The following is a 16,405-nucleotide window of genomic DNA, read 5'->3' on the forward strand; positions in this document are numbered from 1 at the left end:
AAAACGATGGAAAGAAAAAGCAGGATAAACCCCCTGGAAGGCTCAATATTCTTGAATTTATCCAATTTTAACGCTGTTTCCATGCAGCGCTCCGCCTGATCAAGCTTACCCAGGCAAAAATAAATGATGCAGGAAAGGATTAGATACAGCCAGCGACTGTCTTCAGGAAGAAGGGCATACAGGACCTTTTCGCTTTGTGCTTCCGCCAGGGAAAAGCGGTCTTCCCCGATGGACCGCACCATGTCAACGACGACCAGGGTGTTTCCGAGCTCCGCCGAAACATCGGGCCGCTGCCCGGGAAGGCCCGCTGCCATTTCGACCAGCCCCTTCATATCGTTGCTGCACATTAAAATGTAGATCAGAACACTGGCCCCGTCATAATAGGTCTGAAGATTGTTATCCAGCAATGACAAGCTTAGCACCTTTTTCAGGGTGTTTACCACTTCCGGCTGCTGGCTGTTGGGCATCAGCTGCGCTTTAAACAGCAGCAGGACCGGGTTGTCATTGATCATATCCTCCGGCAGCAGATCCAGCCACAGCTTCAATTGACCGGTCTCTCCGATCATGAACTTATTAAACCCCGCTTCTGTCACCATATCTACAGCGGAGGCGGAATTGCCGCATTTGGCCAGGTGCTCCGCGGCGCGGCCGTAGGTGCCTTGTCTCATGTAATATCTGGCGGCTTTCAGATGCAGCCCGGAAATCTGTTCGTCGGGACAGCGCTCTTTTAAAACGGACAACAGAAATTCCCGGAATAAAGCATGGAAACGGTAGACCACCGGGTCCCCGGGAATCCTCTGGATGAACATGCCGAACCCCATGCACTGACCCATAAGTGCGTTTATATCATCGATTTCCAGTATTTCCGAGGCTTCGGCCGCTGAAAAGTCCTGCAGCAGGGCCAGCCTTGCCAAAGCATCCCGCGTATCGCCTTCCACGGATTTGAGCACCTCCAGGGACATATACCGGAACAGGGCGTCTTCATGACCCAGCTTACCGGATTCGATTGATACCGCATCAAGGGCTTTGCTTTGGAAGGCCTGCCATAAGATTATGATGCCGGCTACCCAGCCTTCAGTATTTTCGGCAATGAGCTCGGTCAATTTCCTGTCCGGGACGGTTTGCCCCATCTTCAGCATGAAATCCTCTATTTCAGCAGCGCTGAAAGCCAGATCCTCAGTGCCCAGCTCTAGAATTCTTTTTTCCAGTTTTTGTTTTTCTGTAAAAACAGGCAGATGGGCCCGGTTTAGTATAAAAATCGCCCAGGATGGCGGAAGGTTATCGAGCATGTACCTGATCATGTCGCATATATCCCCGACCTGGGCCACGTTTTGAAAATCATCCAGGACAATATAGGTCCGGCTATTACCAGCCCGGTCATGGGCTGCCCACATTTCCCGGCAGATCGCGGCAATTACCTGATGCGGATGTGAGCGCAGATCTGCCTGATCCCCAAGGGTTTGCCGGGTTGCTGCAAACTCGGAGGGTTCCGGCGGGAATAGTGTCTCGGCCAGGTGGGCGATGAACACCGGCAGGTTTTTATCTGCAGCGTCCAGGCGATACCAGCATACCCTGAAAGGCCTGGCGGCCTGACGGTTAAAATATGAAACCGCCAGGGTGGTTTTCCCATAACCGGCAGGCGCGCTTACGGTAACCGCTGTGCAAGAATCCATATGGTTATGGATCTTTTCCAGCCGGTCTGTCAGCAGAAAGCCTCCGGACAGCTCGGGCATAATCAATTTGCTCTTTAAGACGGGAATAGTGTTCATGCCATCGACCTTCCGAGTACGTTTACAATAAAATATTAATTTATTTTACCATAATAAAGCCATTTAAAAATGGTCCTTTATTGCGGTTTTCCAGGGGTTCCGGCCCATAGGCGCCACTTTTTCCATTTTATATTTATTTGACGCCTGTACTGTAAAATCGAAAAGGAATTAAAATGGAGTTTTTATATCTTTTGCTTACAAGGGGGTCAGTCATGGCTGATTTAATAAAATAACGGGCTATATGGGCCGTTTGACTCGGACACCCATAAGAATAACGCGGCAACCATGAAACGATAAAGCGGTGGACAACTGCAGGATTAAAAGGGGGATGGTACAGGTTTAAAACACATCTGTGAAATATTTGATGAGAACCATCTCGAACCATTTTGTGATTTAGAGAGGAGTGAATTGTAACAATGTCTTTTAAAAGAAAATCCAAAACCTTATCCCTTTTATTGACCTTGGCCATGCTGCTCACGCTGTGGCCGGGAGTGGCGCTGGCGGACCCCGACATTACTCCGCCAGCGTTTGATGCTGACTCTCCGCGGGTGGGTACTCTGCTGGACGAGGGTTCGCGGGCAGTGAGTATTATCTTTGAAACAAAAGATAATGAGCAGGTGTATTACTATCTTGTGCTGCTGCCGGATGATGCTGACGAACCAGACAGCGAACAAGTTAAAAGTGGACAGGACGCAAGCGACAGCCCCGCCCTTTACTTTAAAACAAACGAAGGTGACTCTAAAACCTCCAACATCTCCATGAAGATCCGCGCTCCGCAGCACGACACGGATTACGATATCTATATAGTGCTGGGAGACGACGAAGGAAACCTGTCTGTACCGGCTAAGATAGAGGTAACAACGCCCGCCGCTGCCGATTTTTTCGTCGCAGGGTACCCAAAAACGGGAGCGGTACAGGCCCCGGCCAGCAAGAAAATGGAGGTACTGGTAACAATTCAGGTTCCGAATAATGGTTATGGTAGGGTACATTATGTTCTTGTGGAGCAAGGTGCAGACGCGCCGTCTATTGACCAGGTCATCGCTGGAAAGGACAGTGCCGGAAATAATGCGCTGGACAAGAATACGATAAACTGCCCCAACGACACCGAGAAAAACTTCTTTGTCATCGGGGATGCCGACGCGACCGATTATGATCTCTATCTGGTGGCGCAGGACACGTATCCGAGCGATGCTCCTTGTACCGAGGCAGTCAAGCTGGGGGTCACAACGCCTCCTGCCACAGCCACACCGCCCACAACCCCAACGATTACCGGTGCGGTTATGGATGCGCAAAATCGCTACATAACTGTAACCTTCAGTGAGGGTGTTTATGGAAATGCTGCCCACAATACCGGAATTGATAAGGATGACTTCGCCATTGCCTTTGTCCAAAATGCTGGTGGGGTAAGCGGTGCTTCAATTAATTCAGTTTATAAAGTAGGAACTGGTTTGTTGCCAACCGGCGGGGAAACTCAGTTTGATATTGGGCTGAAATTGGTCGATGGCCCTCCCAGTGGAACTGAAACCATTGCCATTAGCCCCATAGCTGATTCGATTTATAGTTCTAGCGGGGTCGCTGTACCCGAGACGGAGAGTACCGGAGTGATCTCTCTGAATAGTTTATCGCCCCAGAGCTTTGCCGAGGGCTATCCGGAAACTGGCGCGCCACAAGCGGCTGGGAGCAAGTCGGTACAAATACTGGTCAAGGTTGCCCTGGCGGGTGTATTAAATTATGTTGTGCTGCCCGACGGCGCTACAGCACCCACCGCCCAGCAGATAAAGGATCATGCCAATATTGACGGCCAACCGGTGATATCTTACGCGGGACAGTCAATTGGCGCTAACGTTGAATTACCCATTACACTAGACACAAACTTGGACCATGACACAGCTTATGACATCTATATGGTAGCTGAAGCGGGCAACAACAACTTCAGCGCGGTCAAAGTGCTTGATGTAAGAACCCCACCAGAGACAGGGACAGATACGCCGATTAACATCGCGGCCATCCCGGGCGTAACTGCGCCGGTGACAGGGGCGACTCCGGTTACGGAAATCACTGAGACCGCGCAGTATACGGGAACCGTTTCCTGGTCGCCCGCCCATAAGCCTTTTGATGCCGGCAGGCAATACACGGCGACCATCACCCTGACGCCGAAATCCGGCTATACCCTGACCGGCGTAGCTGCAAACTTCTTTACAGTAGCGGGCGCGGAGTCAACGACTTACGTCGCGGATTCAGATGTAGTCACGGCGGTGTTCCCGGCAACCGCAGCGGTACCGCTGGATAATTACGTCTGCCGCCGATCCTCAGTCCCTGAACAACAATATACGTTCTTGCAGAATGCCCTTTATGATGTGGAGGACGGCCAGACCATTACGCTTCTTGGTAATATCAACCACAGCGGCGGGATTGAGATCGAGGGAAAGAGCGTCCAATTCAATCTGAGCGGCCGCACCTTGAATGTCACCAATGCGTCAGGCCCGGGGTTTGTAGTAACGAATGGAGCCGTCACGCTTATGGGTGATTCCGGCTCTTTCAACGTCACCGGTAGCCGCTTTGGAGTGCAAGCGTATAACTCTAGCGTAACCGTAACCAGTGCCACGGCAACGAGCGATGAATCAGGAAGCGCCGGGGTCTGGGGAAATACAGGCTCTTCCATTACGGTAAGGGGCAATGTAACAGCCACTGGACTACTCGGCAAAGGAGCGTCAGCTATAAACGGCGGAACCATTGTCATAAAAGGCAATGCGGCAGGCAGCGCAGGTGCTGCTCATGCTTCCGGCACAGGAAGCAGTATTGTTGTTGAAGGTGACGCCACTGCCACTGGATCAGGTGGCGCTGGCGTTTGGGCAGATAGCGGAGCAACTGTTACTGTCAAGAATGTTACCAGCGGTATGAGCAGTGAAGGCGGCGCAAAGGCCCAGGCTGGCAGTACAATAACCATAAACGGCACGATCACGGCTCCTGCAGGATATTATATAAAGGTTGAAAATACAGACAAAACGGTCGATGAAAAAGATACCTCCAGTGACAAAAGTGGCTACTTACAGTATTCGGCTACGGCCACGCATACCAGCTTCGTTTGGGTCAAGGATGCTACGGCTCCGGCAGGGACCACTGGCAACCCGGTGTGGGCGAAAAAAGCCGCATTGCCGGCCAGCAGTCCCATAGAAGATATGAAATATCTTAACGGCGCATACTGGGCGGTGGGCTACAACAGCACCCTGCTGAAATCCACTGACGGTGAAACCTGGACCAAAGTGAATGTGGGCACTCAGTTTGACCGTTTGACGGGCATCACTTACGACGGAAGCGGAACCTATGTCCTGGTCAGCACGTCAGGCGATTACTCCGGCCGCATCTATACCTCGACTAACGGTACAGACTGGACGGAAAAGGCGGCGGTGCCACAGCAGCTGAGCGACGTAGCCTTTGGCGGCGGCAAATTTGTGGCCGTAGGCGGAGCAAGCAACGTCCTGATCTCCACCGACAACGGCGCGACCTGGCAAAGCAGGACACTGACCCAGGAGGCAGGCAAAAAGACCAAGCTGCTGTCCATCGCCTATTCGGCTATTAGCTCGAAATTCGTGGCGGTAGGAATGGGCTCCGACACCATCCAGCACAAAGGCGGCATCCTGACCTCCGCGGACGGGGAAACCTGGACGGGCACTTATTCCGATTCCACAAACACCATATGGGACGTTACCTATGGCGACGGAGGCTTTGCGGCCGTGGGCGGTAGAGAGAGCGGAGGCTACTTCCTCGCTATCTCTTCCTTTGGCGATAGTTGGACAAAGCCTGTCCCTTCACCTTCTTATGCGCAGCTTTTCTCGGTAGAATACGACGGAGCCCGGTTCGTTGCGGCAGGCCGCACCAATCCCGGCATGGCCGCCTTTACCACCACTTCGCTCAATGGTGTTAACTGGACAGATAAAATAGGCGGCGGGTTGCCCTACCTCGACGCAGCTGCTTCCAATGGCACACGCATTGTGGCTATGAGCGGTTATGGCAATATTTACTCCTCGGATGACCTGGGAACAAGCTGGACCTACCGGACCCTGGGAACGACCAAAACGCTCAATGACGTGGCCTATAACGGCACAAATCTCTATGTAGCAGTAGGTGCAGAAGGAACGATCCAAACCTCAGGGGACGGAATCAACTGGGCAATTCAAAACTCCGGGACTACCTATAATCTGAATAAGGTGGATTATCTGGGCGGCAAATTCATCGCCGTGGGCAAGAACGGAACCATACTCACCTCGTCTGATGGCACGACCTGGACAGTTCGAACCTCGGGGACGACTCTGGAACTCAAAGGAATCGCCTACAGCGGTGGAAAGTACGTCGTTGTAGGAGGGGACGACAACTGGGCTAAAGTCATACGTGTCTCCGATGACGCTGAGACGTGGAGCAACGTTGACGCCCCTGGCATTTCCGTATCCCTTAACACGGTAGCGTTTGGAGATGGGGTATTTATTACCCTGACAAAAAACGGCGCGGCATTTACTTCCTCTGATGGTGCAACTTGGAGCGGAGCCGAAAGCCTTGACAGCTCATCAAAATATCCCACCGACCTAATCTATGCCGGCGGTAAATTCGCGGCGGTGGGCGGCTCGGGGGAAATCTATTTATCTTCCGACAAGGGCGGCAAATGGTCGATTGTCAAGAGTGATTTTGGCCAGTACAACCGGGGTATTGCCTACGGCGGCGGCAATTTTATCGCGGTGGGTGATCTGGGCAATATCATCGCCTCGGCGGACGGCGGTGCAACCTGGTACCGCCAGCCCGCCGGCCTGGAACTAAACCCCCATTCGTCAGATAATAACATGTACACCGATCTAAAGGGCATCATGGCGGGAAACAACTGCTTTGTGGCGGTGGGCGCGGCCGGGTTGGTGCTCAAATCCAACATGACTGCCGTTTCAGATGATGCCGATGCCCATGACGTAGCCGTCGCCAAGTCGGCTCTGGACTTTAACAACATAAAGCACAATGCGGATAATAGTGCAGGAAGCATCACCCGGAGCATGCACCTGATGACGGCATTAAGCGCACCGACCGACGTGCCGAATGGCAGCGGAGCCCTGGATGTGGAAATCAGCTGGCAAAGCAGCAGACCGACCGTTATTTCAGGGAACGGCACCGTCAACCGGCCCGCCTTCGAACAAGGCGACCAGGTGGTTTACCTGACGGCGACGTTTACAAAGAATTCGGCCACAGCAACCAAAACATTCATCGTGCGGGTGCTGGCCAATGAAGCCGGCGGTCTTACGGATGCTCAACGCGTGGCGGCGGCCAAGGCTGCACTGGGAGACGGCTCGGTCACGGTGCCTGCCGGCTCCGATCAGGCAGCTAAAACAGCAGCCGTCCAAAGCTATGTGAACGGTCTGCTGGCAGCTGTCCCCGAGGCCGTAGGCGTGACCGCAATTGTCAGCTACAATAGCGGCACGGGCGAGTATGACGTCGCGCTTAGTAAAGGCGGCGCAAGCGACAGCAAGAGCCTTGACATAATGATAATCGAGTCAGCCGACCCGGACATCGCAATCGTGGCGAACGCACTGAATGCGGCAGAAAACGCGGCCTACAGCAATATGACCCAGGCAGCGGCCAGCAGCGAGGATGCGATCAAAGCGGTGTTAAGAAATACTGCTGTAACAGCGGTAAACAACGCCAACGTTAGCGTCACCGTCAACAAGGTCAGCTACGTTGTACCGCTGGCAGGCGCCTCCACGAATCCCAGCGGCACAAATGGCAGTTACGCCTTTACTGTTACCGTAAGCAAGGGTGCGCAGAGCCAAACCACCACGCAGAAAACCATCACCATTACCGCGACAGCTTATACCAGCCCGGGCGGCGGAGGCGGCAGCAGTTCCACCCCGTCAGGCATCCTGGTGACCCCGGCCGGCAAAGACGCCGCCACTGGCGGAATCACCCTGTCATTCCCCGCCGGAGCAGTGGAAAGCGATGTCCGGGTGCAGGTAAAAGAAGCCGGCCTGAGCTCCGGGATGACCCTGCCCGCCGACAGCCAGCTCATCAGTCAGATAGTGGATATAATAAAAGATAAGTCCGGCAACTTCGCAGAACCGGTTACCGTTACCATGTCCTTCAACAAGTCAAAAATCGATCCCGCCCAATACGACATAACCATCTGCTATTTTGACGAAGAGACCGGCCAGTGGGTGGAACTGGACAATATCAGAGTGGATCTGGATACCTCCACAGTATCCGGCGAAGTACACCACTTCACCAAATTCGCAGTTATTGCCACCCTCAAAAAAGAGCAGCCCCCGGTGCCTCCAGCGCTGCCTGCAGACGTTGCCGATCACTGGGCCAAAGACAGCATTGCTCAGTTAATCAATGCCGGAGTCGCGGGCGGCTATCCCGACGGCAGTTTCCAGCCGGATAAAACCGTCACCAGGGCCGAATTCACCATCATGCTGGTCAAAGCCTTGAAACTGGAGTCCATGGAAGGACCGGTCTTTGCGGATACCGCCGCCCACTGGGCCCAGGACAGCATCAGCACCGCCGCGGCTCACGGTTTCATCGGCGGCTATGACCAGAACACCTTCGGTCCGGATGATCTGATCACCCGGGAGCAGGCCGCTGTCATCATCGCCCGGGCGGCCCAACTGGAGGCGGGAGGAGAAGCCCTGAAGTTTACCGACAGCGGGCGGATTTCCCCCTGGGCATTGTCCGGCGTAGCCGCCGCGGTAAGCAGCGCCTACCTGACCGGCTACCCCGACAACAGCTTCCGCCCCCAGGGCCATACCACCCGGGCCGAAGCTGCGGCGCTCATCGCCAAATTCCTGTAATCCCGAAAAGATATCGGAAAAACAGGGCCGGCAAACAGACTGAAATAATAAGGGCAGCGGAGGCGTAAGCCTCCGCTGCCCAGACCGCCGACAAAAGCGAATAACTGCGTTGCTCAATAGGCCCGCTCAATCAACGTACGATTTGTACGTCAATCGCGGGCCTATTGAAGGCTTTGTTCTTCGCTTCCGTCGCTTGCTCTGCCGCCCCGCTTATCGACAGACTGCTCCTTGACACCAGAATCATTGCAGGGCACGCTCAGGCTAAGGCCTGCCGTAGCTGCGACTACTATGCATTTGCTTCTGGAAATTCCTATACTAGTCCAGGATAGGCTGGCTGGGGAGTATTTGCGTTGGCACAATGAATAAGTCTATTGGGGGTAAAAGGTGGGGGATATCATCGCCGCAAGGCCAAATTATTACGCATTTTCCACACGGTTCGAGACCTTGAAAGGCTTTACAAATTCAAGGCCGGCGCTGGAGCAAGCGGATAATGAAGGATTCTCTGCGGCATTGAATGATGTCGAATCCATGCAGCCATTTACAATATAGGACATAAGCCAGGTCTAAAAAACTTTCTATCGCCTAAATAATCCATACTCTGTATTTGGGATTGAGACACAAGGACGGTAAAATCCTGATAAAAACCAGGAAATTAGTCCTTGTTTTTTTATGCTCATAGTATGAATTTTGTAAAAAAAAGGGGTTACCTGACAGACTGAAAGCAACAAAAACCCTATTTTATCGCGATTTTGCCTTTTGTAATCACTTGAGGCGACAGAAAATAACCTTTGTTCCAATTTTCACAAAGAAGGGGAACGTTTTCCCTATATAGAATAGAAAAGTGGTATGAAGTGGTGTAAAGTGGTTTATTATCCCACTCGATAATAAATCAAGGGGCGAATAAGATGTTTTTGGGCCAATACCAGCATTCATTGGACAACAAAGGCAGGATCACTGTACCGTCAAAGTTCAGAGAAGAACTGGGCGAGACCTTTGTATGCACCCAGGGATTGGACAATTGCATTTTTGTGTACCCCCTGAACGAATGGCAGCGCCTGGCTGATAAACTGCGCGAACTGCCCTTCACCAGTGGAGATGTGCGCTCCTTTGAGCGATTTTTCTTTTCTGGGGCGGCTGAACTGGAAACCGATAAAAATGGCCGCGCCGTCCTGCCGGTGCACTTGCGGGAGTATGCCGGGATAGACAAGGACCTCTTAATTGTAGGGATAGGCAGCCGGGTTGAAATTTGGTCAGTGCAAAACTGGGTACGCTATAATCAAGCAACTGCCAGCACAGTGGCAAAAATCGCTGATGGGCTGGGTATTTAGGAGTGAAGAGCGTGCATATACCAGTTCTGCGGAACGAGGTCATAAAATACTGGCTGGGTGACCCGCACGGTTTCTATATCGATTGTACTCTTGGCGGCGGCGGCCACCTGCGCGAATTGCTCCAACATCTTTCCGCCGATGCGCAGATCCTGGCCATCGACAAAGATGGCGAGGTATTGCAGGAAACGGCCCCGACCCTCGCTCATCCCGGACTTCGTCTGGTTCACGGCGATTTTAAGAACCTGGATCAGTTTCTCACCGCTGAAGAGCAGGGGCAAGCAGAAGGAATTTTAATGGATCTGGGGGTATCTTCCTTTCAGTTGGATGAAAGGGAACGCGGGTTCAGTTACCACGAAGAGGCTGAACTGGATATGAGAATGAACCGCGATCAGCCCATTAAAGCCTCAGATCTGGTCAATCAGCTGACGCAAGAAGAACTCAGCCGAATTATTTTTACGTATGGCGAGGAACGGTTTGCCCGGCAGATCGCCCGGGCTATCGTTAAATACAGGGAAGACCGGCTGATTTCCACGACACTGGAACTATCCAGTATCATTAAAGAGGCCATCCCGGCCCGGTACCGGCGTGACAAACACCCGGCGCGCCGGACCTTCCAGGCCTTACGGATCGCAGTCAACCAGGAATTGGAAGCCCTGGAGGCCAGTCTTCCTCAAGCGGTGGGGGCGTTAAAGCCCGGGGGCAGGTTATGCATCATTACCTTTCATTCCCTGGAAGACCGCATCGTTAAAAAATTTTTCGCGGAGCAGGCCAGAACCTGTGTTTGTCCGCCCCGGCAGCCGGTATGCAACTGCAATTACCGGCCCAGTTTAGAGGTAGTGACGAGGAAGGCCATTTTGCCCGGAGAAGTCGAGTTGACCATCAACCCTCGCGCCCGAAGTGCCAAGCTGCGGGTTGCCAGGAAGATAGAAGTTCTATGAAATAGGAGGGAAGAATAAGCATGGTACAGGCGGGCTATCAATACGCAAGTAGCTGGGAAGAGGCAGCACCTCAACAAGAAGTTCCCCGGGTGCGAAGGGTGAAAAAGACCTATCGCAAGGTTTTCAAAGGGAAATTATTAGCAAAGCTAGGTTTGGCAGCATTTGTGTATGGATTGCTCCTGGTGTTCTTGTGCCTGAAAGCAGCTACCCTCGGTTATCAGATTGTGCATCTTGAAGAAGATATTCGTAAATTGGAGTCATCCAATCAGCGCCTGCAGTACGAGATAGAAAAACAGGTGTCTCTGGACTATGTGGAAAACTATGCCGTCACCCAGTTAGGCATGTATAAACCGGAAGAACATATCAAGGTGGCCAGCACCAGTGTGGAGAAGTCCGACACTGCCGCTGTGGTTTCCACTCCAGTCGCCGTGAGCAGCAACGAGGACAAAACCCTTCATAAGATATATGCCAGTTTGGTACAGCTCGCAGAGCACAATCAATAATATATATTAAAAACGAGGTGCGCCAAAATGCAAACTACCAGTCTGATGGTCAGAAAGCGTATTGCCACGCTTTTTTTGCTATTCACCCTGGGATTTTTTTTCCTGGGAGGCAGAATGTTTTGGGTACAATTCGTTCGCGGGGCCGAGTTATCCGAGAAAGCGGCTCAGAATCGAACCCGGGATGTCCCGGTGGAATCCAAACGAGGCATTATCAGTGACCGCAACGGTCACGATCTGGCTATTTCGGTCAGTGCCGACTCTGTTTATGCCATTCCCGCAGAGGTATTGGCCAGCAAAAGGGAACAAGAAGTAGCTCAAAAACTGGCGCCCCTTCTGGGTATGGACGAAACCAAGCTTTATGAACGCATAACCCGTCAGAGTTCCTACGAGTGGATCAAGCGTCAGATCGAACCAGAGATCTCCCAACAAATCCGGGATCTGGACCTCCCCGGAATTGGACTCACCGAAGAAAGCCGCCGCTATTACCCTAAAGGCTCCCTGGCAGCCCATGTCCTGGGGATATCCGGGGTGGATAATACCGGTTTGGAAGGCATCGATTATTTTTACAATGATTTAGTTGGAGGGCAAAAGGGGCGCATCGTCATCGAGCACGACGCTGCCAACCGCCCCATTCCCGAAGCCACTCACCAGTATGTCCCGCCGGTGGACGGCGCCAACCTGGTTTTGACTATTGACGAAACCATCCAATATATTGCTGAGCGAGAACTGGATAAAGTATTTAAAGAGCGGCAGGCCAAAGCTGCCACCGTCATCGTAATGGACCCCGCCACCGGCGAAATATTGGCCCTGGCCAACCGCCCCACCTTCGATCCCAATAATTTTGCGGACTACCCCGCCAGCAACCGGCGTAATTGGGCAATCAGCAACGCCTATGAACCCGGTTCAACTATGAAGATCACCACCGCTTCCATGGCTTTGCAGGAAGCTATCGTCAATGAAAATACCCCCTTCTTTTGTTCGGGCTCCACCAAAGTCGGCAAAGAAACCATCGGGTGTACTGACCACAGGGCCCATGGGCAACAGACCTTTGCCCAAATCGTTGAAAATTCCTGCAACGTCTCTTTCGTGCAGGTGGGTTTAACCCTGGGCATGGAGAAGTACTATCATTATTTAAATGGATTTGGGTTCGGGCAGCCCACCGGCATCGACCTGCCGGGAGAAGCTGCGGGAATACTGGTGCCGCAGGAGCGCGCCAAACAGATCGATTTGGCCACCATGTCCATGGGGCAGGCCAATGCCGTCACCCCGATTCAGCTCTGTAACGCTGTCGCCGCGGTAGCCAACGGGGGCAAACTGATGAAACCCTATCTGGTCAAACAGGTGGTGGATCAGAACGGTAATGTGCTGCAGCAAAACGAACCCACTGTAGTGCGCCAGGTTATATCTGAGGAGACTTCCAAACGTTTATCCATGATCCTGGAAGGGGAAGTTATTAATGGGACCGGGAAAAATGCTTATATTGAAGGCTATCGCGCCGGAGGCAAAACCGGAACCGCTCAAAAAATTGCACCCGGGGGCGGATATCTCTCCAATGAGTATGTAGCCTCATTCATCGGTTACGCTCCGGCGCATAAACCGCGCCTGTTGTGTATTGTGGCAGTCGATGCCCCGCAGGGATATCCTTATTATGGAGGCTGGGTGGCAGCTCCGGTGTTTAAGAATATAATGCAGGATGCCTTACGCTATTTGGAAGAGCCCATGTATAAAGACGGCAATGCGGAGCAAACCCTACCACAAGAGGAAATGGTTGTGGTTCCCGATGTGGTGAATTTGCCTCTGGAAGAGGCCACCGCCGCTTTGAGAGCCCGGGGACTGCAGGCCAAGGTGAATGGAAGCGGCAATGTGGTGTGGCAGCAAACCCCCAAGGCCAACACCAAACTCAAACCGGGTCAGCAGGTGATCATCGACATGTCGGAAGTGGATAAGGCTAATCATGGCGGGGCGGTCACAGTGCCTGACCTGCAGGGCAAATCTATGCGGGAAGTCGCCAAAATCCTGGCAGACCTGGGTTTACATCTAATGCCGGAAGGATACGGCCTGGCCTATCAGCAAAGCCCGGAGCCCGGGAAGGTCATTAGCGGGGGCTCCACGATCACAGTCAAATTCCAGCCGGTGGGCGAGTGATGCAGCGGACTACAAATTAAACGGCATTCTTTTAATAATGCCTGGATTGAGAGGTAACGGCTATGAAACTGTTGGATCTTCTCAAAGGAATCGATATTCAAGGGAGTTCTGTTGAAATCAACCCGGATATTGCCCAAATCGCCTATGATTCGCGGCAGGTCCGCCCCGGAGCCCTGTTTGTCGCCATCAAGGGCATAAAAACGGACGGGCATTTGTATATTGCGTCGGCTATTCAGGCAGGTGCGGCAGCGGTTGTGGCTGAAGATCCAGTGATTGACGCCCCGCCGGGGTTACCGGTTATACAGGTTGATGACAGCCGGGCCATGTTAGCGGTTTTGGCGGCTCGTTTTTATAAACATCCCAGCCGCGATCTAAAGGTAATCGCCGTTACCGGCACCAATGGCAAAACTACTACCACCCATCTGATTCAGGCCATCCACCAGGAAGTCGGATGGCCCACAGCCATCATGGGAACCTTGTATGCCCGGGTGGGAGACCTGGACCTGGACCTGGGCCATACCACCCCTGAGGCGGTGGAAATAGAGTCCTTCATGGACTCGTGCCGCAAGCAAGGGGCTGAGTTCCTGGTCATGGAGGTTTCTTCGCATGCCCTGACTTTAAACCGGGTCGATCAAATCCATTTTGCGGCCGGAGTATTCACCAATCTGACCCAGGATCATCTGGATTATCATGAGAACATGGAGAATTACCTTCAAGCCAAATTGAAACTGTTCAAAATGATCCCTGGGGGGGAAAACAACTTCTGCGTTGTGAATCGCGATGACCCCCATGCGGAAAAGTTTATAAAAGCTGCTCCGGGGACCCTTTTTACCTATGGAGTGCAAGCCGGGGCTGCAGTGCGGGCGGAGAATATTGATATCAGCTTAAAAGGCACCTGCTTTACAGTGTTTTTTGGTGAAAAGCGCTTTGACATCGAGATGCGGCTCATAGGTATGTTCAGTGTATACAACGCCCTGGCTGCCATAACCGCAGCCCTCGCGGAAGGGATAGACCCGAAGATCATCACCCGGGCTTTACTTAAGGTGAAAGGGATACCAGGCCGCTTTGAGGAAGTATTTTCTTCCCATGATTTTACGGTAGTGGTAGACTATGCCCATACTCCGGATGGCTTGGAAAACATTTTGCGAACCGGCCGGGAACTGACTGCCAACCGGTTAATTACCGTATTCGGATGCGGCGGAGACCGTGACCGCGGCAAAAGGCCCTTGATGGGCGAAATCGCCGCACGATACAGCGATTTCTGTGTGGTTACCTCTGACAATCCGCGCAGCGAAGAACCTGAGGATATTATCGCTGATATTATCCCCGGAATGGAAAAAGTATCCCACTCCCGATACGCTATTATAGCGGATCGAGCGGAAGCCATCAGGCATGCTATTTATCTGGCCCGGCCCGGTGATCTCATAATCATTGCCGGCAAAGGTCATGAGACTTACCAGCTCATCAAAGGAAAGCGCTTGGATTTTGACGACCGCAAAGTGGCGCAAAAGATACTCAGCGAACTAAACCGGGCATAATATCGATGCAGGAGACGTGATGATGGAAGCTATATGGTACAGTATACTGGCGGCAGCCATAGCCCTGGTGGTTACTGCAGTTATGGGCCCATTGATAATACCGCTCTTAACCCGCCTCAAATTCGGCCAGAATATTCGCGACGACGGCCCCAAGCGGCATATGGCCAAAGCCGGAACTCCCACCATGGGCGGAGTCATGATAATCACCGGAGTGATGATTGCTACCTTTATTATGGCCGGTTCAGGATTGGAAGCTCTTACTGCCGTTTTGGTGATGATCGCTCTCGCGGCCATCGGCTTCTGGGATGACTACATTAAAGTGGTCCTCAAACGCTCACTGGGATTGCGGGCCCGGGAGAAACTGGGATTACAGCTCTTGATCGGGTTGCTGTACGGCCTGTTTTTAATCTATTATTTTAATCGCGGCACTGAAATTCTGATTCCCTTTTCCAATTATAGTGTGGATTTGGGAGCAGGTTATGTGTTATTTTTGATTGTGGTTTTGGTAGGCTCCTCAAATGCGGTCAACCTGACCGATGGTTTGGACGGCCTGGCCGCCGGGGTGACGGTTTTTGTGGCCATAGCCTATGTTATAGTGGCATGGCTGACCGGCCACCACGAAATCATGACTTTTTCCGGAGCCCTGGCTGGCGCATGCCTGGGATTCTTAATCTATAATCACTATCCCGCCAAAGTATTTATGGGCGACACCGGCTCGATGGCCCTGGGGGGCGCGGTGGCGGCCATGGCGGCCTTGACCAGAACCGAACTGGCCCTGGTATTGGTAGGCGGGGTTTATGTGCTGGAAACCATGAGCGTGGCCTTACAGGTAATCTCCTATCAGACCACCCGCAAGCGCTTGTTCTTAATGGCGCCCTTGCACCATCATTTTGAGCTAAAGGGCTGGTCCGAACAGAAGGTGGTCAGAGTATTTTGGTTCTTAGCCCTATGCAGTGCGACGCTGGGAGTAATCAGCCTGGGCCCGGCGTTTTGGCGATAAGAATGGAGTGAAATAATTGGAGCTGGTTAATAAGCGTGTCCTGGTGGTGGGATTGGGAAAAAGCGGGCAGGCAGCAGCCTCAGCCCTGGTCCGGCATGGTGCTCTGGTCCAGGTGTGCGACGCTAAAGCAGTGGAGCATTTTGATAGTGATATGATAGCCGGCCTGGAAAAACAGGGCGTAAAGATCCGTGCCGGGGAGTACCCCCAGATTGATCCCGACCACTATGATATGCTGGTAGCCAGTCCGGGCATATCCCTGGAAATCGAGCCATTTCAACAGGCATTTAAGCATGGCCTGCCGGTAATCGGTGAAGTTGAGCTGGCCTATCAGATCAAAAAACCTCAGCTTACCATGCTGGCAGTTAC

8 protein-coding genes and 1 pseudogene are annotated in these 16,405 nt (G+C 52.7%); 8 read left to right on the forward strand and 1 reads right to left on the reverse strand.

Annotated features, from left to right (window positions below; genetic code table 11):
* On the reverse strand, nucleotides 1–1,769 hold a 1,769-nt coding region (locus B3W37_RS16715), incomplete at its 3' end, for a winged helix-turn-helix domain-containing protein (RefSeq protein ID WP_483176493.1).
* A gap of 416 nt (nucleotides 1,770–2,185) precedes the next feature.
* On the opposite strand from B3W37_RS16715, the gene B3W37_RS16720 reads away from it, so the two are divergent.
* From B3W37_RS16720 to B3W37_RS16755, 8 genes and pseudogenes are all read left to right on the forward strand, one after another.
* On the forward strand, nucleotides 2,186–8,587 hold the full coding sequence (locus B3W37_RS16720) for an S-layer homology domain-containing protein (protein WP_483176494.1): 6,402 nt from the start codon (nucleotides 2,186–2,188) through the stop codon (nucleotides 8,585–8,587).
* A 905-nt stretch (nucleotides 8,588–9,492) separates the two neighbouring features.
* Complete coding sequence (gene mraZ / locus B3W37_RS16725; protein ID WP_481040181.1) at nucleotides 9,493–9,915, forward strand: division/cell wall cluster transcriptional repressor MraZ; 423 nt, start codon at nucleotides 9,493–9,495, stop codon at nucleotides 9,913–9,915.
* A gap of 2 nt (nucleotides 9,916–9,917) precedes the next feature.
* Entirely contained in the window at nucleotides 9,918–10,853 is a 936-nt protein-coding gene (gene rsmH / locus B3W37_RS16730) for a 16S rRNA (cytosine(1402)-N(4))-methyltransferase RsmH (RefSeq protein WP_483168541.1), read from the forward strand.
* A 98-nt stretch (nucleotides 10,854–10,951) separates the two neighbouring features.
* Nucleotides 10,952–11,356 carry a septum formation initiator family protein gene (locus B3W37_RS16735; protein WP_483176495.1) on the forward strand — a complete coding sequence of 135 codons (405 nt, stop codon included), beginning with the start codon at nucleotides 10,952–10,954 and terminating at the stop codon, nucleotides 11,354–11,356.
* A gap of 27 nt (nucleotides 11,357–11,383) precedes the next feature.
* Nucleotides 11,384–13,501 (forward strand): stage V sporulation protein D, encoded by a 2,118-nt coding sequence (locus B3W37_RS16740; protein ID WP_483176496.1) that lies wholly within the window; start codon nucleotides 11,384–11,386, stop codon nucleotides 13,499–13,501.
* Between the two features lie 62 nt (nucleotides 13,502–13,563).
* Entirely contained in the window at nucleotides 13,564–15,039 is a 1,476-nt protein-coding gene (locus B3W37_RS16745; RefSeq protein ID WP_483168537.1) for a UDP-N-acetylmuramoyl-L-alanyl-D-glutamate--2,6-diaminopimelate ligase, read from the forward strand.
* Nucleotides 15,040–15,058: 19 nt separating this feature from the next.
* Complete coding sequence (gene mraY, locus B3W37_RS16750) at nucleotides 15,059–16,039, forward strand: phospho-N-acetylmuramoyl-pentapeptide-transferase (RefSeq protein ID WP_483168536.1); 981 nt, start codon at nucleotides 15,059–15,061, stop codon at nucleotides 16,037–16,039.
* Between the two features lie 16 nt (nucleotides 16,040–16,055).
* Nucleotides 16,056–16,405 (forward strand): annotated as a pseudogene (locus B3W37_RS16755) (UDP-N-acetylmuramoyl-L-alanine--D-glutamate ligase); the annotation flags it as partial.

It is taken from the genome of Syntrophomonas sp. UBA5494 (genome assembly GCF_002426325.1).